The following is a 22798-nucleotide window of genomic DNA, read 5'->3' as shown; positions in this document are numbered from 1 at the left end:
TGGGTGACGACTTAGTTATAACTCACTGTTTATTCTGGTAAACAGGAAACTAGCACATTAGGATGCTTGTTTGTGTCCCATTTTGAGGAAGATGGTTTCTAAGTCTTCTTGAGTGCAGTGGAATTCGGTTAGGGGAATGTGGGCGGCGACGAGTTCGCGTAATAAACTGGCGGCATCTTCCGGGCTTCCTGAAAAATCAACGCACACCTGTTGAGTTTCCGGGATTATTGCCCAATTTTCCACCCAAGGAAAGTTTTTTAATGCCGATGTTAGCGCTTCTAATTTATTTCCTAAAACCGACATGAAAATTTGCTGGCGGCTGAGGCGTTTGTAAAGTTCTTGTAAAGGTGCGCTTTCGACCAGATATCCGAGTTCCATGATGCCTACCCAGGTACAAAGTTCGGCTAAGTCGCTGAGGACGTGAGATGATATGACTACGGTCATGCCGGCTTCTTGCAAAACTTTGATAATTTCGCGGAACTGCATTCGGGCGATCGGATCTAAGCCAGAAACGGGTTCGTCTAACAACAGCAACAGCGGTTCGTGGATAATAGTTCTCCCCAAACTCAGGCGCTGTTTCATCCCCCGCGACAGGGTAGAAATTAAGCTGTTGCGTTTGTTAGTTAATTGCACGAGTTCTAACACGGAGTTGATTCGCTCTCGGCGGCGCGGTTGCTGGAGGTTGTAGAGTCGGGCAAAATAGTCTAAATAATCCCAAACAGTCAAGTCGTCGTAGAGGGGAAAGTCATCGGGAAGAAAGCCGATGCGCTGTTTGAGAATTGGGTGCGATCGATCGCGCAATAACCTATCCCCGTTGATGTAAATTTCCCCTATAGTCGGTTCCTCAGCCGCCGCCAGCATTCGCAGCAAAGTAGTTTTGCCGGCACCGTTGGGGCCTATCAGTCCGCATACTTCACCTGCTGCTACTTGCAAATCGATGTCATTGACAGCTATATGGCGATCGAATTGTTTCGTGAGTCCGCGAGTTTCTATTGCTAGTTGTTTTGCCATGTTTGGAGGGTGAATGAATTTTTATTGGTGCATTCCTGGCATGGAAATAGAAGTCTACAACTAGCCTAGCCCGTTCTTCAATGAATTGTCAGCCCCGTTCTGAAATTAAAAACTCAAACGCTTTTATATCTGCTATGCCCGCAGCCCACGAGCATCTAATTTACCTGAGAAAGGCTATATATCAAGTCTGCACAGAAAATTCCTCTGGATCGATATTCCAATTTACCCAGCGAATTGCCTCCCTAGCTGAGTTCAGGTTAGGTGGAACTCTCAAAGCGTGAATGAATCCCGTACTCGGACAAGTCATTTTTAACAAATAAATCGGCTCGTCCCTAGGGTGATCTATTTTTAATAGTGCATATTCCTGCCAACTATGTATTTGTTTTGCTTCCAACTCTTGACAAATGCGATCGTAACCAATTCCTTGAATTAACACTCGCCGAAGTTCGGCATTATCTTCTGATAACAGCCATTGGGATTGCCATTGGTTCGGGTGTAGTTGACAGTATTTTTCAGGCAATCTGACGCCATGATAATAGTAAGAATTCCATCCATCCGCAAACTCAATAGCAGGTTCTCCTTCAGCGTGCAAGCGGTTTTGACTGTCAAAGCGCAGGTGGCGCGGGCGATCGCACACAAAGCAAAACGTTTCCAAGGGAAATATAAAACCGCAATGCTCGAAAAGCAGGTTTTGGCAGCGAAGTATTTCTTGTGTCTTTTGGGAAAGATTGACGCCTAATGAATAGATATACAATTGAGTCAAATAGATTTCTTTAAACAAAGTCCTGGGGGTTATAGGGCATCGCACCAGGTCTAAAAAATGACTGGGAATAACATTCCCCGTTCGTTCCGATGGCTTATATTCGTAAAACAATTCGACCATTAGCGAACTCAGTGTCGTGTCTGCTTCGCGTTCGATTGTCATTCGATCGAGCTCATACTTCCACACGGCCGGACTTGCAAAGTCTCTCACAATCGATGGGAACATGGACATCCATTTCCCGTCCAGCTTTTCCCCCAATCTATTCCTGTGCCATTCGTCTGAGCAGTTTGGTGAATGGTCGCCTTTTGGCAAGTTGAAGATTTGGAGAAAAGCGTCGCGGGGACTGCTGCAAACAATAACTTCGGGTTCTTCTAGGCCAATAGCTGCATAGGCAACTTTGACTGCTTCTGTGGCTTTTTGAGCATCAATTGGTCTAGTCGAGAGAGTAAGACGTTTCTGTGCGAGTTCGCCTAACACGCTGATATTGGTAATTCGAGTGTTGGAGAGAATATCCAGTATTGTCAGATTGGTGAGCTTACGCAAAGCGTTGATGTCGGTAATTGGATTGCTGCTGAGATCCAGCCTTGTCAGATTGGTAAGCGAGCCGAGAGAGCTGAGGTCGGTAATTTGATTGCTGAGGAGATCCAGCCTTGTCAGATTGGTAAGCGAGCCGAGAGAGCTGATGTCGGTAATTGTATTGATGTTAAGATTCAGGCGTGTCAGATTGGTGAGCGAGCCGAGGGAGCTGATGTCGATAATTCTATTGTAGCTGAGATCCAGTGTTGTCAGATTGGTGAGCGAGCCGAGGAAGCTGATGTCGGTAATTTGATTGTAGCTGAGATTCAGGCGTGTCAGATTGGTGAGCGAGCCGAGAGAGCTGATGTCGGTAATTTTATTGTTTTCGAAATTTAGGGTGGTCAGATTGGTGAGCCAGCGGAGGAAGCTGATGTCGGTAATGTGATCGTAGCTGAGAGCCAGTTCTGTCATGCTTGAAAGTATCTGCTCCGCTTCTTGTGCGTCATCAGTGCCAGCCTTTTTTAACAACAATTTAACTGTGTGCCTTGCCTCTTCTGAAAGACTGTCAATATGCCTGCACCAGTCGGCAAAGCTGCTAAAACTCATTGGCTCGTTGGGTTGTTTTTCTGACATAAAACACTCCGAGATGGGTAATGGGGCATGGGGCATGGGGCATGGATAATGGAAGACTGTTGACTGTTGACTATTACCAATCGCCCTTGCGTAGCTTCTGTTACTGAATTAAGTCTTCTATTTCAAATCTTCCAGCTTAATCCGAGGATCGACAGCTTTCAGCAGCAAATCCGCCAACAAATTCCCAACAATCAACATGGTAGCGCCCATCATCAAACTTGCCATTACTAAATACAAATCTTGATTGTTCACCGCATCCAAAGTCAGCTTTCCCAAACCCGGCCAATTAAAGAAATATTCGGCAATAAACGCACCGCTCAACAAACTAGCAAACTCAAAACCCAATAGCGTAATCAACGGATTAACAGCATTCCGCAAAGCATGAATGTAAATTACTCGATCGTCCGGCAAACCTTTCGCCCGTGCTGTTCGGATATAATCTTGACGCAGCACGTCCAAAAATTGTCCGCGCATCAATCTTTGCAAACCTGCAAAACCAGTAAGGCTGAGGGCGACAGTTGGCAAAATTAAGTGCCAGCCGTAATCGAGGATTTGACCCCACCAAGGTAAGTCTGCGTGGTCGATACTTGTCATTCCTCCGACGGGAAACAGAGGCGAAGTATTCTGAGCAAAAAATAGCAGCAGCAACGCTGTGATAAAGCTGGGAAATCCCTGTCCCGTGTAGCTGACTACTTGTAAAACTCGATCGACTGTGCGGTTTTGATTGACGGCGGCGACAATTCCCAAAGGAATCGCGATCGCCCAAGTTACAATCAAAGATGCGATCGCCATCAATAACGTCGCCGGTACCCGTTCCCACAGCAGCGAAGCTACCGATCGCTGATACACAAAACTCGTGCCAAAATTCCCCCGCGTCACAATTTGTTGCAGCCACAGCCAATACTGCACAATAGCTGGTTTATCTAAGCCGAACTGCTGTTCGAGTTGCTTGAGTGTCTCCGGCGAAATCTTGGGATTTTGGCTCAAAGTATCCAAGTAATTTCCCGGTGCTAGCTCAATAATTGCAAAACAAAGCATCGATGCCAAAAATAGGGTTAAAAGTGCCTGCAACAGTCGCTTGACAACATAAGTAAATGTCTCGCTGCCAAACAGAGAATTCAACGCTCGCCAATTTCGATTTAACTTAAGAGAAGTCATACAATTTTAGATTTTAGATTTTAGATTTTAGGATTGTGAATTATATTAATTCCGGTTGCATCGGAATGATTTAACCGCTCTTGACGCAGAGAGCACAGAGGAAGAGAAGAGAGAGATGAATAATTCCGATGCAAACGGAAAGGATATTATTTGTCAGTAGTTTTTATTCAGCAGTCAACTGTCAACTGTCAACTGTCAACTGCCAACAGTTAACTAACTAATATTCAACTAGCGTGACGATCGGCACATCGGGCAATTTCTGCCTGCCACCCAAAGCCTGCAATTCAATGATAAAAGCAAAACCGACAAGCTCGCAGCCAGCTTGTTCCAACAATTTAGCCGTCGCCACCGCTGTTCCGCCAGTGGCGATTAAATCGTCCACAATCAGCACCCGGCTGCCCGATGCCATCGCATCTTGGTGCATCTCCAGCCGATCGACACCGTATTCCAATTCGTACTCAGCAAAATGAACCGCACCGGGCAGTTTCCCTGGTTTGCGGACAGGAATAAAGCCTATTCCCATTTTATAAGCCAAAGGCGCGCCAAAGATGAAGCCCCGCGATTCCATGCCCACCACATAGTCAACAGACATTGCAGAGCATTTTTCGGCTAAGCTGTCAATGGTGTAGCTGAGCCCTTGCGGGTCGCGCAGCAAAGTTGTAATGTCTCGAAACATAATTCCCGGCTTGGGGAAATCAGGAATGTCGCGAATCAGAGATTTGAGATCCATAAGCTTGCAGATCGGCGTTGAGGGTAACGAGGCATCAAAAATGCTACAATAATAACGTCAAAATTTAAAAATTTAAAAATAAAAATTAAAACTAAGAGCTTCTTTAATTTTTATTCTTTAATTGCTTAATCCTTTACGTACTATGTAAACAAATGTCATAATTCCCTAACAACAGGGTTGAATATCAACATTTCTCACCCTAAGATCTAAAGTCAAAAATCTAATATCTAAAATCCAATGATTAAGTTGGCAGCACGAGTGGGTGAGGTTCCTCCTTCTATAACCTTGGCGATCGCCGCTAAGGCTAAAGCCATGAAGGCCGAAGGGATTGATGTCTGTAGTTTGAGTACGGGAGAACCCGACTTTGATACGCCCGAACACATTAAAGCAGCGGCAAAACAAGCTTTAGACGAGGGGAAGACTAAGTACGGCGCTGTGGCTGGGGAACCGCAGTTAAAAGCTGCGATCGTCCGCAAACTCCAATCCGACAACAATCTCAACTATCAACCAGAAAATATCATTGTCACCAACGGCGGCAAGCATTCGCTCTACAATCTGATGATGGCTTTGATCGAGCCGGGAGAGGAAGTAATTATTCCGGCTCCCTACTGGCTGAGCTACCCCGAAATGGTGAAACTCGCTAGCGGCAAGCCAGTAATTGTACAGACTGATGCTTCTACAGGATATAAAATTACACCGGAACAACTGAGTGGAGCGATTACTCCCAAAACCAAGTTATTTGTACTGAATTCGCCTTCTAACCCGACGGGAATGGTGTACACTCCGGCGGAAATCAAAGCCTTGGCTGAGGTGATAGTCGATCGAGATATTTTAGTCGTTTCTGACGAAATTTACGAAAAAATTATATATGACGGCGCCCAACACGTCAGCATCGGTTCCCTGGGCAAAGAAATCTTCGATCGCACTCTCATCAGCAGCGGTTTTGCCAAAGCTTACTCGATGACAGGCTGGCGAATCGGTTATTTGGCCGGGCCGATCGAATTAATTAAGGCCACCGGCACCATTCAAGGTCACAGTACCTCAAACGTGTGTACCTTTGCACAGTACGGCGCGATCGCAGCTTTGGAAAGCAGCCAAGAATCTGTCGAAAAAATGCGTCTAGCTTTTGCCGAAAGGCGTCAGGTAATATTTGAATTACTTGATGCTATCCCCGGAATTAGCTGTATTAAACCAGACGGTGCTTTCTATATGTTTGTCAACATCAGCAAGACTGGAATGAATTCTCTGGAATTTTGCGACGCTTTCTTAGAACAGCAGCAAGTAGCAGTTATTCCGGGGATTGCTTTTGGTGCAGACGACCACATTCGCTTGTCTTACGCCACCGATTTAGGCACAATTAAAAAAGCCGTAGAAAGGCTGGATAAATTTGTCCGCAGCATCTAAAAATTAGTTAGTAGTCAGTGGTTATTTGTTATTTGTTATCAGTAGCAGCTTACTGCTGACTGCTGACTCCTGACTGCTGACTAATGACTAATGACTAATAACTAAAGCTGTTTAGTCATAATCTCTTTGAGCAAATCCAGCCCCTTCTTAACTCGCCGAGAAACAGTCACCGCACTGATACCCAAGCGTTCAGCGGTTTCCTTCTGCGTCAAATCGTAGAGAAAAACAAACTCCAATATCTCGCGAGTCCGTTGTTCCAACATAGCCAAAGCTTGCTGTACGCGAATTTGATCCTCTTGCGCCAACTGGAAACTCCGATACTTAGTATCGGGCACCAATTCTCCCAGACAAGTAGCCCCCTCATCTTCATCTTGCATCGGCGCGTCCAAACTCAGAGGCGATCGGTTGAGATGGGCCAACTTAATTTCTTGCCATTCTTCTAAAGAAACCTCAAGGACTGCTGCTACTTCAGCATCCGTAGGTTTGCGGTTTAACTGCACCTGCAAATCCTTGATCGCTGCTACTGATTTGCGTTCCAGGGACTGCCAATGGCGGGGAAATCGCACAGAAGGGCTTTTGTCCCGCAAGTAGTGTTGAATTTCGCCGCGTATGTAGGGAATTGCAAAGGAACTAAAAGCGTGTCCCTTGGCGATATCAAACCGCTCGATCGCCCTGATCAACCCAATACATCCGACTTGCAGCAAATCGTCATAGCTTTCACCGCACTGGTTGATCCAGTGGTAAACTTCTTTTCTGACCAGTCCGATATTCAGTTTAACTAACTGATTGCGGATTTCATTCGAGCCAGAAATTTGGTACTCGCGCAACAATTGCAAATTTTCGCTTTTTAGCTCGTTCGGCACTGTGGTAGACATGGTGACATAAGGGTTGGTAGAGCAGAGGACTGAGGTTGCTTTAGATCTAGCTTCTTATCTAGTCTAAAACAATTCACTTTTAGCTAGTGTAATCCTAGCACTTAATAGGTGTGATACCGGACACACCAGTTTAACTTTCGGATCGTGAACGGATTTAGCGGGATTATCAGAAGGTTTTCGGCATAAGGCAGACTTTTACCAGGTAGAAGGCCTTGAGCACAATCCCCAATTTAACCAGGTTTTTTTAAAAATATATTATAAGCTGAAAGCGCTTTGACTACAATACTTTAATTAATAAAAAATCCAAACTTCATAACTTGCCAATCACCACAATTCAATCATAAATTTAGTCATTAGTCAACAGTCCTAAGTTATGTTGCTCAAGACTGTTGGCTAATGAAGAGCGAGCAGTACCTTTAGGATAAAAAACTACTCAAGTTCGATCGATCCAGAAAGCCAATTTTACGAGACAGAAGGCTCAATGCGAGCGTAAAACAAACCCCGAATTTTCACGTCCAGAGCGGGTCTAGCTCCCAAATCAGTATCAGAAGGCTGCGTACTCTCAAAAATTCCGCCGATTTCGCCAGTGGCGCTGTTGACTTTAGCAACTTGGAGAGAAATTTTGCCAGCTTTGGTGCTGGTGTCAGCTACCTTAACATTAGCCCGCACACGTTTGGAATTGTCAGAAGCCGGAAGCGCTACAGCATTGTCATACCCAGTCGCTACCCCGCGACCTTTAGGGTCTAAAAAGCCTGCGCTGCGGTAAGAAGGAACGTTAAACTCCCCTCTCAAATCGGTGGAAGTATTGATAGCAACCACTCCGGGCTCGGAACTGGCTACCAGTTCTTTAATAGTGAACAAGAAAGGTACTTGCTCTCCGCCCGGTAATTGAATCGTAATTGCTTGAAAGTCCAAGCCGTCCTCTTCTTTGAAAGTCAGAGTCCCGTCATTACCCACCTTGAGCGTACCTTGAACTTGGTCAATGCTCGAGGTGAACCGCGTCAGCAATTTACCAGGCACAAATTCCGCTTCTTGGCGTTTGTTTGCTGGTTCTTCCTTGACAAAATAAGTTGTGGGCTGCAAACACAAACCACTCAGTTTATAGGTGCCACCCGCTTCGATGGGGATCGAACCCCGAGAAGTTTCTGCCAAGCTAGGGCAGTTATTAGCCAAGCCAGTACCTCTAATCTCGTCGTAGGTGAGCAACTCGGTAGTCGCCACCGTCGTGTCAGAAGCAGAAGAACAAGCAACCAGCGCACTCATGCAAAATGCTAAAAGTGCAACAATTAAAGCACGATATTTCATTGCCAACCTCAATATCCAACATCGGATTATATTAAGAAAAAGCCCTACTTCGAGCAAAATATAATTGCCCGCCGGCAGGCTAGGCCAGCGCTTAGGGCAGCATTTAGATCCAGATCGCTCGCTTCACAGACACCGGCATTGACTCCAAAAATCAAGCTAGTGCGCCGTAAAAATAAGCATGAACTTATGATTTCTCAATCATGTTCGGATCGCAGCCCAATACACATGGTACGACGGGTGGTGCTCTTTTCCTGACTTGGACTGCAAATTAATATTGCTTAAGTCAACCTACTTAAGTTACTTTGCTTATGACCCCGAATGGCGATCGCGACTAGCTCGATTAGTCGGTTGACCAAAAGGCTGGGGACAAAGGCCTTGTAGATTTCAAAGGAAGCAGCGGTATGGACAACGGCAAAGATTTAGAGTCAGAAAAGTTGCAGTCTCAAATGCAATCGCTGACAGAGGCGATTCGGACTTTAGCCGAAAGTTGTCAGGGAGACAGTCTGCTGCTTTTGGCCCTGCTGCGGAGGCTGGAAGCTTCGCACCGGGAAATTCGCGACGGTTTGTTTCAAGCGTCTTTTCCCGACAACCGCCAAGCACTTTACAAACTGCTCAGGAATATTGAAGCCAATGGCGGCTGGCCTTACATCCACCGCATGAAACTTCGATCGCTCTTGGGGTACACCCAACAATTATCTCCTGTAGAAGATTCTCCAGCCGAGTCGCCACAAGACTCGACCGAAACTCCTCAGGACGTTAAATAGTTATGAGTTATGAGTTATGAGTTTATGTAAAACTCACAAACTCATAACTGAGCTGCGCGATCGCGCCTAGAACCCAAAAGGTGTAGGAGCTAAGGGTATCGGGTTCGGCACCGTCGGGAATATCGGCGTCTGGCCGGGCATTGGCAATAGTCCGGGAGTCGGGGGGATCGAACTAATTGACAGCAGAGGCGAATCAGGCACGCTAACTGTCGGCGGCATCGGAATCCTCGAAGCAGTCGGCGTCGGAGTCGGTGCTGCTGTGGGAGTCGGCGTCGGTGCTGCTGTGGGAGTTGGAGTCGGTGCTGCTGTGGGAGTCGGCGTCGGTGCTGCTGTGGGAGTCGGCGTCGGTGCTGCTGTGGGAGTTGGAGTCGGTGCTGCTGTGGGAGTTGGAGTCGGTGCTGCTGTGGGAGTTGGAGTTGGAGTTGGAGTTGGAGTCGGAGTTGGAGTTGGAGTTGGAGTTGGAGTTGGAGTTGGAGTTGGAGTCGGAGTTGGAGTCGGAGTTGGAGTCGGAGTTGGAGTTGGAGCCGGAGTCGGAGTCGGCGTCGCAGTTGGATCTGTAATTGTGGTTGTAACTGTAGTTGTAGTTGTAATTGTGGTTGGTCTGGGGGGAACCGTCCCAGTCACAGCGATAAAATCATTGGCATCGAGCAGCGCCGCCGGAGTGTCTGTCAAAATTGCTAAAAGCTTGCCGTCGATCGTAATGACTGTATCCCTGAGATTTGCACCGTTACCTTGCCGAACTTCCAGTTGAGCGAAAGATAAATTGCTCGGCAGTCCAAAGAAATCCTCTGCCTCATTGTAATCAGTAATTAAAGCCAAACTGCCAGGCCCAGCTCCCAATCCAAAGACATCACTGCCGCTACCGCCCGTCAGAGTATCCGAACCCTCACCTCCGATCAGAGAATCATTACCCTCTGCCCCAAATAAATTGTCATTGCCGAAACTGCCCAAAATTGTATCGTCGCCGATACCTCCGGCCAAAGAGTCATCGCCAAAACCGCCGTCGAGAGCATCATTAGCTTTGCCGCCAAACAGGAAGTCATTACCTTCATCTCCCAGTACCGAGTCGTCGCCTTCATCGCCGCGAAGGGTATCGGAACCGCTGCCGCCAAAAGCTGTATCGTTAGCCTTCCCACCGAAGATCTGGTCATTACCAGCATCTCCGAAGAGCGAATCGTTGTCGGCATTGCCGTACAAAGTGTCGTCGCCGTCGCTGGCGCTAAAGTAATCGTTGCCCTCACCGCCCAACATTTGATCGCTGCCACTACCGCCGTTGAGAGAATCGTTCCCAAAATTCCCGTAGAGAAAGTCATCATCAGCATTCCCGAACACCGAATCGTCGCCGTCATTCCCTGTGAGCGTGTCGTTGCCAGTACCGCCGGCAATCACATCAAAGTCTCCGTTGCCAAAAACTAAGTCGTCCCCAGCGTCTCCCACCACGCTGTCTATCCCGTCGTTGCCTTCGAGGATGTCGTTGCCCAAACCGCCGCGAATCGAGTCATCGCCGTTCCCGCCGGAAGCAAAATCGCGACCTTGGTTGCCAATGAGTTCGTCATTTCCTTCACCGCCAATCAGCGAATCTGCTCCGTCAGCTCCAAGAAGCTGGTCGTTGCCGGCGTCGCCCTCTAGGGTGTCATCTCCTCCCGCACCTAGGGGCGTGTCATCGCCATCTAAGGCGCGAATTCGATCGCTCAGCGGAGTTCCTAGAATAAAGTCGTTGCTGTCTGTGCCGATCAGGTTTGCCATACGGGATACACCGGTCCTCAATAAAATAAATTGTTTGAAATTAGGTTAATCGCCTTCGTGACAAGGGATTGCTGCTTGCCTAGGTTAGCATAGTTGAGATTTTGGCAATCTGGCATGGGGCGCGGGAAGTTTTGCTCGTGTCCGCAGTTGCGATCGGGGCTGGTATAATGCCCGATCGGCAATCTAATTTAGTTAGTCGGGATTTTTTCAAATAGAAATTAGTCGATCGCACTTAAGGAAGTCAAACTAGACAAACGAAATGAGGAAGAATGAAAAATGAATAACCTTTTTCCTTTTTCCTCATTCTCAAAATTTTTCTTCTTTTAGCACTTTGAAACAAGAATGCAAGTGTATGTTAGCTCCAAATCCTTAGGTTATCTGTCATTCCAAAGTTTTCACTTTTTCACTTCTAAAATGGTATAACAAATGTCTTCTACTTTTATTCGGTAATAGGTAACACTATCTCAAATTCACTTCCTCCCCCCAAGGTAGAATTCACATTAATTGTTCCGCCGTGGGTTTCGACTACAATCTGGCGGGCGATCGCCAATCCTAACCCAGTGCCTTTTCCTACTGCCTTCGTTGTGAACAAATGGTCAAAAATCCGCTGTTTCACGGCTTCTGTCATGCCCGCACCGTTATCGGCAATCTGAATTTTGATGTGCCGATCGCCCGACAGACTGGTACGAACTGTGATACAGTGTGGATCTGCTTTAATTGCCTCCAAACTGCGTCCTTGGTTTGATTCTTCTAGGGCATCGATCGCGTTAGCAAGCAGGTTCATAAAGACTTGGTTCAGTTGACCGGGAAAGCATTCGATGGGGGGGAGATTGCCGTAGTCTGTGACGACTTCGATGGCGGGATGATGTTCGTTGGCTTTGAGTCGGTGTTTCAAAATCAAGATGGTGCTGTCAATGCCCTCATGGATATTAAACGGAACTTTGTAGTCTTTATCGGCTCTGGAGAAAGTGCGGAGGCTGGTGCTAATGCCGCGAATGCGATCGCACCCCACTTTCATCGACAACAGCATCTTTGGCAAATCTTCTAAGGCATACTCTAAATCAATATCCTCAGCATCTTCTTCAATTTCCTCGCCTGGATTTGGCAGTTTTTCTTGATATAATTTTAAGTGACCAATCACATCTTTGATCGTGGTCGTTGCTTCCTCAATATTGCCGCTAATAAAGCCGACAGGATTATTTATTTCGTGGGCTATTCCTGTGACTAGATTGCCCAAGGTGGACATTTTTTCGCTTTGCACGATCTGTAACTGTGCTTGCTGCAAATCAAAGAGCGATCGCTCTAATTCTTTTGCATAAGCTTGAGATTGTCGGTACAAGCGGGCATTTTCTAGAGAGATAGCGGCTTGGACGCACAAAAGTTGGATGACTTCAGTGCGATCGTCTGTAAATGCAGCAACTGTCAAGTGATTTTCCAGATATAGCAACCCGATTAATTTACCCTGATTTAAAATCGAGGTACACAGCACACTTTTTGGCTTTTTCTGCATCAAATACGGATCGGCAATAAAATCGTTTTGTACTGCTGCATTATCCAAAACCACAGTTTTCCAAGTCCGCTTAACATAGTTAATCACAGCAGCGGGAACCTCGTCGCTAGGTGACAGCGGTACAGACATTGAGATGACATCTTGATGGAAGGAAGCTACAGCTTCGATGGCGAGATTCCCATCCTTAACCAACAGCAGAACTGCTTTGGTTGCCCCGGCATTTTCCATCACCACAGACATCAGTGCAGCCAGCAATTTTTCTAATTGAATTTCACTTGATAGAGTTTGGGAGGCTTTGAGAATAGTCGCGAAATCGAGGGCTTCGTAAATACTGCTACTGCTAGATAGAGTTGTGTGCAAGGTTTGATGTAAAACTGACGATTTATTGATTGTGTGGAGGCGGGTTTCGCTGATGCCAAAACGATTTTCTCTTGCCTGCAATATGGGAGCAAGAAGTTGGGGGTAGCGTTTTTCTAAGTCATTGATTTTGGCTTTCGCGCCCCAGTGAGCGTAACAGTAGTAGGCGTCTTGCATATAGGCTTGCGCCACTTTTTCTTTGCCCCAGTCGAGGTAGAATTTAGCTGCTAATTCGTTAGCAAGGGCTTCTTCTTGGATATATTTGTTTTCTTTCGCTCCAGAAATGGCGCGATCGTACATTTCAATAGCTTCTGCCCTCTGTCTGGCAACTCGGTATTTCTCTGCTTCTACCAACTGCCACTTATGCAAATAATTCATGGGGGCGTGTTCTGCCCAATGCTGCAACTTCCTTTGATTTTCCTGAACTCGTTGCCACTGCGTTTCTAACTCTGTCTCGGACTCAGGAGTGGCAAGGGCTATGAGTGAGTCATAGAAATATAAACCAGCTTCGGAAGTAGTTCCTACGCTTCCGGCTATATACTGTCTTGCTCGATCGACATCTGCGGAGGCCCCAGCAATGTCTCCCAGCAGGAATCTCAACGTCACCCTGTACAGATAGAAGATGCAGAGTCGGTACAAATCGTTAGTGGCAAGCGACTGAGAAACCAGCTTCTCCTCATAGCATTCCTGTTCAAAGGAAATCTCAAACTTGTTTGGATTACCCAATAAAAACAGCGTTGTTTCCCAATAAATCGAACAATAATTTGCCGTCGCTAGTTGGTTGAGGTCGAGTAATTGCTGACGGTATGCCCGAATTTGGGGTTCAAGTTCTGCCAAAGGTTGACCGCACCAGTAGGAATTTAGACAAAATCCATGCCCATTATGCCCGACAAACTCTAGATTGCCTGTTTCTAATCCGGCTTGATAGCCTGCCTGAAAAATGGGGAGGGTCTCCCGCAAATGCGATTTGCGATGGTACAACAAAGCTGCGATCACAACACAACTTGCAGAGCGAATATTTTTGGCATCCGGCCCACTGGCAAGACGATAAGCTAATCGGCAAAATTGATCGGCTACCGTCACATCTTGTAGTAAGTTGTTGAGAATCACCCCATAAAAACTATAGCTATAAGCTGATGTACGACTGTTGCCATATTGGATAGATAAATTTACCTGTAAGGCAGTCACCAGTGGAAACAAAGACGAACCAACCGGATAACAAACTGATGCCATACTTGCCGCCACTTGCATCGCGGCAAGCTTTTGGGTATCCACCATCGCTGGCAGATCGAATAACTCTTCAATCGGTCGATCGCCGATCGAGCTATTAACTTCCTGCACTGCTTGCTGAATATCTTCTGATGTAGCGCTATCTGGCAATTCAACGCCTAATTCTTTGAGACTCAACAAACCGATAGCAATTGCTTCTAAAAACTTGTTCTGGGACGATAAAGCCTGAATTTTGACGATGTAAACGCTGACTCGCTCTAGGGGAGTTCTGGTATGATGAATCACAGTGTCAATCCACCGATTCATCTGGTCAAAATCGCCACAGAGTGAAGCCACTTCTGCGGCTATGTCGTGCAAGTTCAAGGTCATCTCGTACTGTCGTTGCCAAGCGCTCTCTCCAAGCAAATTTAGCCCGATCGCAGCATACTCGCGAGCAGCTTGATAAGCAGTAGCGCCTCTGGCTTTGCGGCAAGCCGTGAGGTTGAGTTGTGCCAATTCATCGCGTTCTGTTTGGTCTTCAATCAGCGCAATACCATAATTCAACTGATTGACGACTGAAAAAATTTGCTCTTCTATAGCTGCGGGTGAAATTTGCCGGATCAGCAATTGTCCAATCTGATAGTGAGCGCGCGATCGCTCTTGTTCGGGAATTAAAGAATAGGCAGCTTGCTGAACGCGATCGTGCAAAAACTTGTAATTCACCACCTCCGAATTTTCGGTCTCCTCCCGTCTTTCTCGCCCCATATAAAACTTGTAGACTTCACTTTCAGGCAGGATTAACCCCTCTTGCAAAGCCTTCCACAAATCCGCCGCCGTTTCCGTTTCCAATTGCTGGGAGACAACTGCCAAAGTCCCCAAATCAAACTGATTCCCAACACAAGCAGCCAACTTCAACACATTATGAGTCGCTGGCGGCAATTTTTGCAACTGCAACGCCATAAACTCGACCACATTATCCGTCAGCGCTGCCTCCCGAACTCGCACAATATCGCACTGCCAATAACCAGAAACCCGGTCAAACTCAATCAGCCCATCCTGATGCAGTGCTTTGAGAAACTGCGTTGCAAAAAAGGGATTTCCTTGAGTTTTTTGTGCCGCCAAATCAGCCAAAGGTCTTGCCCAAGATGGATCGCAATTGAGCGTATCAGCAACCAAATGATTTAGACTTTCTGAACTCAACGGTTCCAGCGTAATAGTATTCACCGCGGCCCCAGCTTTTACCATTGCATCGAGTGTCAGCATCAACGGATGTGCTGCAAACACTTCATTATCTCGGTAGGCACCAATTACTAATAAATAGCCCGTTGCTGACTCGGCAACCAGCAGTTGCATTAACCGCAGCGAGGCGGAATCAGCCCACTGCAAGTCATCCAAAAACATCACCAGGGGATGTTCTGGTTTGGTGAACACGCGAATAAAATTTTGAAACAGCAAATCAAACCGATTTTGTGCCGCAGTTCCTGATAATTCGAGTGCGGGCGGTTGTGGCCCAATAATTCTTTCGAGTTCGGGGATTACTTCAATAATGACTTGTCCGTTATCGCCCACTGCTTGCAAGATTTGAGTTTGCCAATTTTTCAACTGCTGGTCACTGGCGGTCAACAATTGTCCCATTAAATCTCGAAATGCTTGGACAAAAGCTGAGAAAGGAATGTTGCGGTTAAATTGGTCGAATTTGCCTTTGATGAAATAGCCGCGCTGGCGGGCAATTGGTTTGTGAACTTCATTGACAATTGCAGTTTTCCCAATCCCAGAAAAACCCGCGACTAACATTAACTCACAGCCTCCACGCTGTTCTGATGCCTGCTGGGAAAAACCTGCTACTCGATCGAATGCTGCCAGTAATTCGGCAACTTCGGTTTCGCGACCGTAGAGTTTTTCGGGTATGAGGAAGCGATCGCCCACATCCCTCTGCGCGATCGTAAAACTCTCTATCCTACCGTTTTCTTCAAGTTGCTTCCAACAAAATTCTAAATCGAATTTCAGTCCCAACGCACTCTGATAGCGGTCTTCGGCATTCTTTGCCATTAATTTGCTGACAATCTCCGAGAGGACCGGCGGGATTTCGGGATTGATTTCATGCAGTGATGGCGGTTGCTTGGCAATATGACAGTGTACCAATTCCATCGCATCGTTGGATTGAAACGGCAATTGTCCCGCCAGCAATCCGTAAAAAGTCACGCCCAAAGAGTAAAAGTCTGTCCGGTAGTCAATCCCCCGATTCATCCTTCCCGTTTGTTCGGGAGACAAATAGCCGAGTGTTCCTTCCAGTACGTTAGGATTCATCAGGCTTTGAGTTTCCCTGGGCAGCAAGGATGCAATACTAAAGTCAATGAGTTTGACTTGTTTTGTATGCGGATTAATTAAAATATTGGCTGGTTTAATGTCTTTGTGAATTATCCGGTGGCGGTAGAGTATATCTAATGTATCGCTCAGGTCGATCGCCATTTGCAAAAACTCGCTCAGACTCGGTGCAGTTTCCCCTTGTTCCATCCATTCATTCAGAGGAATTCCCCCAAAGTCTTCCATTACCAGCGCATAGCTGTTTTGGTAGGGTTCCAAACTGTAGGTTTCGATGATCCCGGGCAAGTTGAGGTTTTTGGCGATCGTGTACTGATTGCGAAATTGCACCAGTTCGCTGAACGTGGGATACTGACTCTGCAACACTTTGATGGCGACGGGCTGTTTGTCGCCACTGCGGAAAGCTCGATAAACCAGGGTGCGAGTTCCTGAGTAAATGCGATCGACAATTTGATAACCTGTCAAGGTAAAATTTATACTTGCCATACTTTTATTCTTCCCGCCCTCCGCGGGCTATTTCCCCATTAGTAGAAGCCAATACAGTTTCCAAGTCCCGTAATAGTTATTTTAAATCAATATGACATATATCGCTCAATGTTTGTGATGGCGATCACTGAAGTAAGGTAGTTTAAAAACTGAGTAATTCCTATTTTTATTAAAAATTAAATAGCCTCATCCATATTGGAATAGTGAATAATAAACTAACGCAGCCGAGGCCGATCGCAGTTACGGCTAATTCGCGATCGAGATTGAAAGCTTCGGCCAACAATGTAGTACCAAAAGCAGGAGGCATTGCCATTTGCAGCACTAGCACAAGTCGCGGCGCGCCCGCGATGCCAAAAAACGTTAATCCCGTGCCAATTACCAAGGGAACTAACAGCATTTTAATCGCCAGACAAGCCAAAACTGGTTTGAGGTTGTGCAAGGAATTCAACTTGCTCAACTGCATCCCAATCGTAATTAAAGCTAAAGTAATTACAGTCCAAGCGCCTGTTGTTAACAATTCTGCGATTTGTGCCGACAGCGGCAAGCTGCGCGAGACAAATCCTAGACCAAAAGCCCACAGTGCCGGATTCTGAAAAATTGCCCGCAGGGGACTTAACCAACTCTGACGCCGATCGCTTTTACCGCAGTGAGAAGCAATAGCAACTCCCAGTATATTGATTCCCATGGTAGTGCCTAGCAAGTCGTAAAACAACGCCCAGGCAAAGTGTTCCGACCCTAATAAGGACAAGGTAACGGGAATGCCTAAAAAACCCGTATTACCAACCATCGTTGCCAATAAGAAGCTGCCTTGAGTGGGCAAACTCCAAGCGCTGGTGTGTTCCGGGCTATTTTGGGCGATCGGATTAAGAGTCTTGAAACGTTCCTCGCCGACACCGAAATTTATCAAAACCCAAGCGAGTCCTCCACCTGCTAGAATTGCCGCCCAAGCTATCAGCGGCGCCTTCCAAATAGCGCCCGACAAATTGGCGCTGCGGATAAAAGCCACAATGCTCAATGGCGTGCCAAAGAAGAAAAGAAACTTGGCTAAATATGTAGAATAGCTTCGTGGTAGCAGGCGGCCGAGAAAAAATCCCAAGGCCACCCATCCGATCAGATTTAGATAAAGTTTGAGCAGCGGATTTTCTAAATAAAGCATGATTGACTAAATATTTACTAAATACTTACGCATATCCACTACTTTTGCCAAAAAAGCCCACATTTACCCTACCGCCGCAGTTTTCCCTGGCACCGCAGGGCTAAATATTAATGATTATTCAGCCTCGCAGATAATTTTCCACACAGACCTTGACATCCACAGAAGCGCGTGTAATGATGAAGTTGAGGAATAAATCAACATAGGTCAAAACTATGGCACGGCAAGCAAAACAATCGTCTCAAGTCAAAAGTTCCAGCAGCCAAGCAGCCTCCAATACTCGCACCAAATTTACCCTCTACAATTTTGCCGGAAACGCAAAGGCATTCTATCTAGTCGATCGCATTAATTTAGAAAGAAAGCCCGGTGATATCCCAGAAAAATCCGTCGCTCACAGCATCATCATCATCGACCGTTCCGGCTCAATGTATTATGACTTAGAACCGCTGAAAGAAACCCTAATCAAGCTTTTGACCTTAGACGAATACAACAATTACCAGCTAATTGTCAGCCTGATTTCCTATGCTAGCAATGGGGACGTAATTTGTCATTTCCAGCGAATTCCCATTCAAGAAGTGCTGAAGTTTGACTCTCAATACATCAAAGAAATTCAAAAAATCCACACGGCTGGCTGTACCTGCATATCGCAGTCGATGCAACTCGCTAAATCTCTGGTTAAAGCGGGAGAAATGACAGCGATCAATTTGCACACAGACGGCTATGCAAATGACCCCAGTCCCAATTCGGAAGCTGCAAAACTAGGGGAAATTTGCGAAGAACTCAAAGAGATGGATGTGTTTGCCAACACGATCTCCTATGCCTCTGCCGACTTCAAACTTCTCTCCAAAATCGCCAACACATTATCGGGGAATTGCATCCGCGCTGGCGAAGTCAAAATGGTTTATGATGCTCTTTACGACAGCACAAAACTTTTAGGCAGTTCCGTTGCACCTGCGCTGGAAGAACCGTTAATTAAGGAATATGATTATCAAGTTTTTGTTTCCAAAAGCGGCAAGAAAATCAACGGTTCATCGAGTACGCTGAAAATCTGCGGGCTGAAAGCAGACGATCGGGGACTGTTTTACAAATATCAGAAAGTCGCCAAAGATGAGTATGACAAACTAGATGTTCCCGTTGCTCAAACTGATGAGTCGGTGTTTGCTTTTGCGAAAGCTAACCTGGCTGACGGCAATTTAAATACGGCTAAGTATGCGCTGGCGAGCACCTTCGACGCTACTTTGACAGAAAAACACGCGAAAGCTTTGACAAATGCCCAAATAGCCGAGTTTACGGAAGATTTGGAACAGGCTGTTTTTGCGCCTGAGGTGTTGAAAAATCATGAAATTGGCGATCGGGTAAAAGTCAGCGAGAAAATTTCCCTGCTGGAGTTAATCAAGATATTGGAGGAAAACAGCAACAGCATCATCATCAAGTTGAAACACTTGCAAGAAAATTATCAGCGAAAAGGTTTGAAGCGAATTGAAGGAAAGCGAGACGAAAACGGCAACCTTGTCAAGCCTTGGCTGAAAACTGAATTCTTAGATGGTGGCGAATACGTGCAAATGGGTTCATTTGCCATCAATCAAAATACCGCTACCATCAATATGCTAATTACCCGAAAAGCTAAGCTGGAAAAAGTTGAGGATGAAACTTTAATCGCAGAAGTGGCGGGAATTCTAGTTACAGACCTCACTACTTTCAACAATTATACCATTGTCAGCGACGGCGAAGTTAATATCAAGTCACTGCGAACCAAAATCAGCAGCAAACCAGTGTTTGATTTGCTCAAAAAATGCGGTGTCCTTGAAAAAGACGGTTCGCCTGTGCAAGAATTCGACTTCCGTTCAGAGTACGATATAAAGTTAGAGACTTTGCCCCTCGTGCCTTTTGACGGGCGTTACGGCAGCCTTGACGGAGTGTTTGAGGAACTCGCAGAAATTAAAATTCTCTCCAGCATTCTCTCGGCTCATTTGAAGGAGGAATCCGAGGCTTACACTGCGGAACAATTGGAAGAATTGAAACAGCATTATCTGTCAAAAAGCCTTTACATCAACTTTCCGACGACGACGGAATACACGGATTTAAAAAGTGCGATCGCCAACGGTTCAGTAGATTCGCGAGTCAGCTACAAAATCGACATCGGCAGCAAAAACATCCTTAACTTCGGCAAATTGCACTCTGCCAACAAATTTCTCGATCGCCTTTATGAAGTTTACCACAAAAAGACGGGCGAAAAGCTAGCAAAACCGACATTTGACATCACCTTAGATGAGCCTGTTGTCTTCGCACACAAAACGCTGTCATCCCGAACAAAAATCACCAAAGTTGACGACTTGATGAAACTGATTTTCGATGAGTTTTTGGGGTTGGAGGATAACGGAATTGTTAGCGCTACTTTAGCCAAAGTGGGTGCAGATAGTTTGCTGCGCCTTTTGCAAGCGAAATGGCAGGGAGAAGATGTCAAGCGAGAGGAGTTTGTAGCTGCTTTAGCTAATGCGAATGAGCGACTGGAAGCTTATGCTGAAAAAGTGTACAGGGAAAAAGTTTCACCGCTGGTTTTCTATATCGGTTCTACCGGACTTATCCCGGATGAAATGGAGGCAAAAGCGGCGACTGCTGAGGAAATTAATTCTAAATACGGCAACTTGCAATTTTCTAAAGATGAGCAAGAGGGGATGTTTTTTGAAGTGGGAGACTGCATTATTAGCGTGTATGCTAAGAATGAGTATTTCACGGTAGGGAAGTAGGAATTAGGGTGGGCTTTTGCCCACCTTGGTTAAATATGTGTGATTGAAATAAACCGCAAAGGCGCAGCGGTGGCGACTAGGAAATAGGTAGATGGGACAAGTGTTAGGTTGCCAAGAGGAGGAGCGGTAGAAGTGCAATCCTTTCAGTGGCTCAATCGTCCCGTCCTGACGAATCGCCGGTGCAATCCGCTCAGTCAGTTCGTCTCTGTGGGCTTGCGCTCTATCTGCCTCGCGCTTTGCCTGCTGGCCGTTCATTAACTCCATATCGGGCTTTTCACTCGGTTTGGCAGCGTTCATTTCTAAGTTTGCAGGATTGTACAACAATCTTAGACGATCGTCCTATGGCTTGCCCTTGAGGATTCTTAGAATGAAGCTAAAGCAATGAAACGTCATTCCGGCGAATTGTAAGCATTCTGGACTTTTATTTAAGAGAAAACGCAGGTTTGATTGGGCAAGAGATTCCCCTGCTAACAACCAAAAGGGCATCAAGGCGAACCTTGCTTATTAAAAAATTCATCCCTATTGATAGAGCAGGCGGTAAGTGCTCAATTTCTATGATTGGGCAAGCCACTAACAGGGTATCAAGTGAAGGAATTAAGAGATGGAAATCAACAGAATTGGCTCACAGCCGAACGCTAAAGGCTCGGCTGAGTATTTTATCGGCACTGTACGTATTTACCCTCTGTTCCAAGCAAATGATCCGGCGCGTGCGATCGGCGCCAGTGTCACGTTCGAGCCGGGTGCTCGGACACCCAGGCACACTCACCCGTTGGGACAGGCCCTGAGCGTGACGGCTGGCTGCAGACTTGGACAGCGCTCTGGCGGCTCGATCGAGCAAATTAGGCCAGGGGACGCGATCTGCGCCGGGCCAGAAGCATTGGCACGGTGCCACGGCAACCACGGCTATGACGCACATCGCCATTGTGGAACAGCTCGACGGCAAGACCGTGGACTGGATGGAAAAGGTCAGCGACGAACAATACCAGGCACCAAAAGTAAACAAATAGGAGCATCAATTCATGTACAACGCCAAAGCTTACTCCGCAGTCAGTGCAACATCACCGCTAGCCTCCGACACGATCGCACGGCGCGATCCAACCGAACATGATGTGCAGATTGAGATCCTCTTCTGCGGCATCTGTCACTCTGACGTCCATTCGGTGCGTAACGAGTGGAGCGACTTCATGTCTACTACCTATCCAATTGTCCCCGGCCATGAGATCGTCGGTCGTGTCACTCAGGTTGGCTCGGCAGTGACGAAGTACAAGCCTGGCGACCTCGCGGGGATCGGCTGTATGGTCGATTCGGATGGTACCTGTCCCCATTGCAAAGCTGGCTTTGAGCAGTTTTGCCAAAATGTGATCTTCACCTACAACTCCCCAGACAAGCACAAGACTGCTCCAGTCACCTATGGTGGTTACTCTGATAGCGTCGTCGTCGATGAACGCTTCGTTCTGCGCGTTCCAGATAACCTCGATCTCGCCGGGGTTGCGCCGCTCCTCTGCGCCGGGATCACCACCTACTCGCCCCTGCGCCACTGGGGCGTCACTAAGGGCAAGAAGGTCGGCGTAGTCGGTCTTGGCGGGCTGGGTCACATGGGCGTGAAGTTCGCCCGTGCGTTCGGTGCCCACGTCGTCGTCTTCACCACCTCGCCCGACAAAAAGGAAGGCGCGCTCCGCCTCGGTGCTGACGAAGTGGTCGTCTCCCGCAATGCCGACGAGATGCAGCAGAACGCTGGCAGCTTCGATTTCATTCTCGATACCGTCTCAGCCAATCACGACATCAACGCCTATCTCAACCTGCTTCGCCTCGACGGCAACATCACCCTTGTCGGCGCACCTGAGAAGCCCCTGGAGGTCGCGGCATTCAGCCTGATCATGGGCCGCCGCAGTCTCTCCGGCTCTAATATCGGCGGCATCGCGGAAACCCAGGAAATGCTCGACTTTTGCGGCGAACATAACATCACTTCCGATGTCGAAGTCATCCCCATCCAAAAAGTCAACGAAGCTTACGAAAGACTGCTCAAGTCCGATGTGAAATATCGCTTTGTAATTGATATGGCATCGCTTAAATCTGAATAACTGAGGCCGCCCCTAGAAGGCAGGGCTG

General features: G+C 46.9%; 13 protein-coding genes and 2 pseudogenes. 5 read left to right on the top strand and 10 right to left on the bottom strand.

Annotated elements, in window-relative coordinates:
- Positions 1-57 precede the first annotated feature (57 nt).
- The 4 genes from D0A34_15715 to D0A34_15700 form a co-directional block, all read right to left on the bottom strand.
- On the bottom strand, positions 58-1011 hold the full coding sequence (locus tag D0A34_15715; protein UNU20134.1) for an ABC transporter ATP-binding protein: 954 nt from the start codon (positions 1009-1011) through the stop codon (positions 58-60).
- Between the two features lie 181 nt (positions 1012-1192).
- Entirely contained in the window at positions 1193-2923 is a 1731-nt protein-coding gene (locus tag D0A34_15710) for a leucine-rich repeat domain-containing protein (protein UNU22318.1), read from the bottom strand.
- Between the two features lie 117 nt (positions 2924-3040).
- Positions 3041-4081: an ABC transporter permease gene (locus tag D0A34_15705; GenBank protein UNU20133.1), complete on the bottom strand. Its 1041-nt coding sequence runs from the start codon at positions 4079-4081 to the stop codon at positions 3041-3043.
- Positions 4082-4298: 217 nt separating this feature from the next.
- Complete coding sequence (locus D0A34_15700; protein ID UNU20132.1) at positions 4299-4811, bottom strand: adenine phosphoribosyltransferase; 513 nt, start codon at positions 4809-4811, stop codon at positions 4299-4301.
- A 240-nt stretch (positions 4812-5051) separates the two neighbouring features.
- On the opposite strand from D0A34_15700, the gene D0A34_15695 reads away from it, so the two are divergent.
- A complete protein-coding gene (locus D0A34_15695) occupies positions 5052-6215 on the top strand; it encodes a pyridoxal phosphate-dependent aminotransferase (GenBank protein ID UNU22317.1) in 1164 nt (387 codons plus the stop codon).
- Between the two features lie 101 nt (positions 6216-6316).
- On the opposite strand, the gene D0A34_15690 is transcribed toward D0A34_15695, so the two are convergent.
- Both D0A34_15690 and D0A34_15685 read right to left on the bottom strand, forming a co-directional pair.
- Complete coding sequence (locus tag D0A34_15690) at positions 6317-7090, bottom strand: RNA polymerase sigma factor SigF (GenBank protein ID UNU20131.1); 774 nt, start codon at positions 7088-7090, stop codon at positions 6317-6319.
- A 462-nt stretch (positions 7091-7552) separates the two neighbouring features.
- A complete protein-coding gene (locus tag D0A34_15685) occupies positions 7553-8395 on the bottom strand; it encodes a Photosystem II manganese-stabilizing polypeptide (protein ID UNU20130.1) in 843 nt (280 codons plus the stop codon).
- A gap of 401 nt (positions 8396-8796) precedes the next feature.
- Here D0A34_15685 and D0A34_15680 point away from each other — a divergent pair, with 401 nt between their 5' ends.
- Positions 8797-9159, top strand: coding sequence for a hypothetical protein (locus D0A34_15680; GenBank protein UNU20129.1), 363 nt, complete (start codon positions 8797-8799; stop codon positions 9157-9159).
- 66 nt (positions 9160-9225) lie between these two features.
- Here the strand turns inward: D0A34_15680 and D0A34_15675 are convergent, their stop codons facing one another.
- From D0A34_15675 to D0A34_15665, 3 genes are all read right to left on the bottom strand, one after another.
- The gene (locus D0A34_15675) at positions 9226-10905 is read right to left on the bottom strand and encodes a calcium-binding protein (GenBank protein ID UNU20128.1); all 1680 of its coding nucleotides are present in this window, start codon (positions 10903-10905) and stop codon (positions 9226-9228) included.
- Positions 10906-11344: 439 nt separating this feature from the next.
- The gene (locus tag D0A34_15670) at positions 11345-16789 is read right to left on the bottom strand and encodes a GAF domain-containing protein (protein ID UNU20127.1); all 5445 of its coding nucleotides are present in this window, start codon (positions 16787-16789) and stop codon (positions 11345-11347) included.
- 169 nt (positions 16790-16958) lie between these two features.
- Positions 16959-17945 carry an AEC family transporter gene (locus tag D0A34_15665; protein UNU20126.1) on the bottom strand — a complete coding sequence of 329 codons (987 nt, stop codon included), beginning with the start codon at positions 17943-17945 and terminating at the stop codon, positions 16959-16961.
- A gap of 212 nt (positions 17946-18157) precedes the next feature.
- Between D0A34_15665 and D0A34_15660 the strand changes: the two genes are divergently transcribed.
- Positions 18158-20689 (top strand): VWA domain-containing protein, encoded by a 2532-nt coding sequence (locus D0A34_15660; protein UNU20125.1) that lies wholly within the window; start codon positions 18158-18160, stop codon positions 20687-20689.
- A 96-nt stretch (positions 20690-20785) separates the two neighbouring features.
- Here the strand turns inward: D0A34_15660 and D0A34_15655 are convergent.
- Positions 20786-20986: pseudogene (locus D0A34_15655) on the bottom strand (AraC family transcriptional regulator CmrA).
- 304 nt (positions 20987-21290) lie between these two features.
- Between D0A34_15655 and D0A34_15650 the strand changes: the two are divergent.
- A pseudogene (locus tag D0A34_15650) lies at positions 21291-21696 on the top strand (cupin domain-containing protein).
- A gap of 12 nt (positions 21697-21708) precedes the next feature.
- Positions 21709-22770, top strand: coding sequence for an NAD(P)-dependent alcohol dehydrogenase (locus D0A34_15645; GenBank protein ID UNU20124.1), 1062 nt, complete (start codon positions 21709-21711; stop codon positions 22768-22770).
- The last annotated feature ends 28 nt before the right edge of the window (positions 22771-22798 follow it).

Origin of the sequence: Microcoleus vaginatus PCC 9802 (genome assembly GCA_022701275.1) — a bacterium.
Lineage (GTDB): Bacteria > Cyanobacteriota > Cyanobacteriia > Cyanobacteriales > Microcoleaceae > Microcoleus > Microcoleus vaginatus_A.
The sequence above is the reverse complement of the archived record's forward strand: the minus strand, read 5'-3'. Positions and strand labels throughout refer to the sequence as shown.

What these genes read in the sequence shown, in the direction of transcription:
- D0A34_15715 (UNU20134.1), bottom strand. Translation starts at nt 1,011, where the DNA reads ATGGCAAAACAACTAGCAATAGAAACTCGCGGACTCACGAAACAATTC.
- D0A34_15710 (UNU22318.1), bottom strand. Translation starts at nt 2,923, where the DNA reads ATGTCAGAAAAACAACCCAACGAGCCAATGAGTTTTAGCAGCTTTGCC.
- D0A34_15705 (UNU20133.1), bottom strand. Translation starts at nt 4,081, where the DNA reads ATGACTTCTCTTAAGTTAAATCGAAATTGGCGAGCGTTGAATTCTCTG.
- D0A34_15700 (UNU20132.1), bottom strand. Translation starts at nt 4,811, where the DNA reads ATGGATCTCAAATCTCTGATTCGCGACATTCCTGATTTCCCCAAGCCG.
- D0A34_15690 (UNU20131.1), bottom strand. Translation starts at nt 7,090, where the DNA reads ATGTCTACCACAGTGCCGAACGAGCTAAAAAGCGAAAATTTGCAATTG.
- D0A34_15685 (UNU20130.1), bottom strand. Translation starts at nt 8,395, where the DNA reads ATGAAATATCGTGCTTTAATTGTTGCACTTTTAGCATTTTGCATGAGT.
- D0A34_15680 (UNU20129.1), top strand. Translation starts at nt 8,797, where the DNA reads ATGGACAACGGCAAAGATTTAGAGTCAGAAAAGTTGCAGTCTCAAATG.
- D0A34_15675 (UNU20128.1), bottom strand. Translation starts at nt 10,905, where the DNA reads ATGGCAAACCTGATCGGCACAGACAGCAACGACTTTATTCTAGGAACT.
- D0A34_15670 (UNU20127.1), bottom strand. Translation starts at nt 16,789, where the DNA reads ATGGCAAGTATAAATTTTACCTTGACAGGTTATCAAATTGTCGATCGC.
- D0A34_15665 (UNU20126.1), bottom strand. Translation starts at nt 17,945, where the DNA reads ATGCTTTATTTAGAAAATCCGCTGCTCAAACTTTATCTAAATCTGATC.
- D0A34_15660 (UNU20125.1), top strand. Translation starts at nt 18,158, where the DNA reads ATGGCACGGCAAGCAAAACAATCGTCTCAAGTCAAAAGTTCCAGCAGC.
- D0A34_15645 (UNU20124.1), top strand. Translation starts at nt 21,709, where the DNA reads ATGTACAACGCCAAAGCTTACTCCGCAGTCAGTGCAACATCACCGCTA.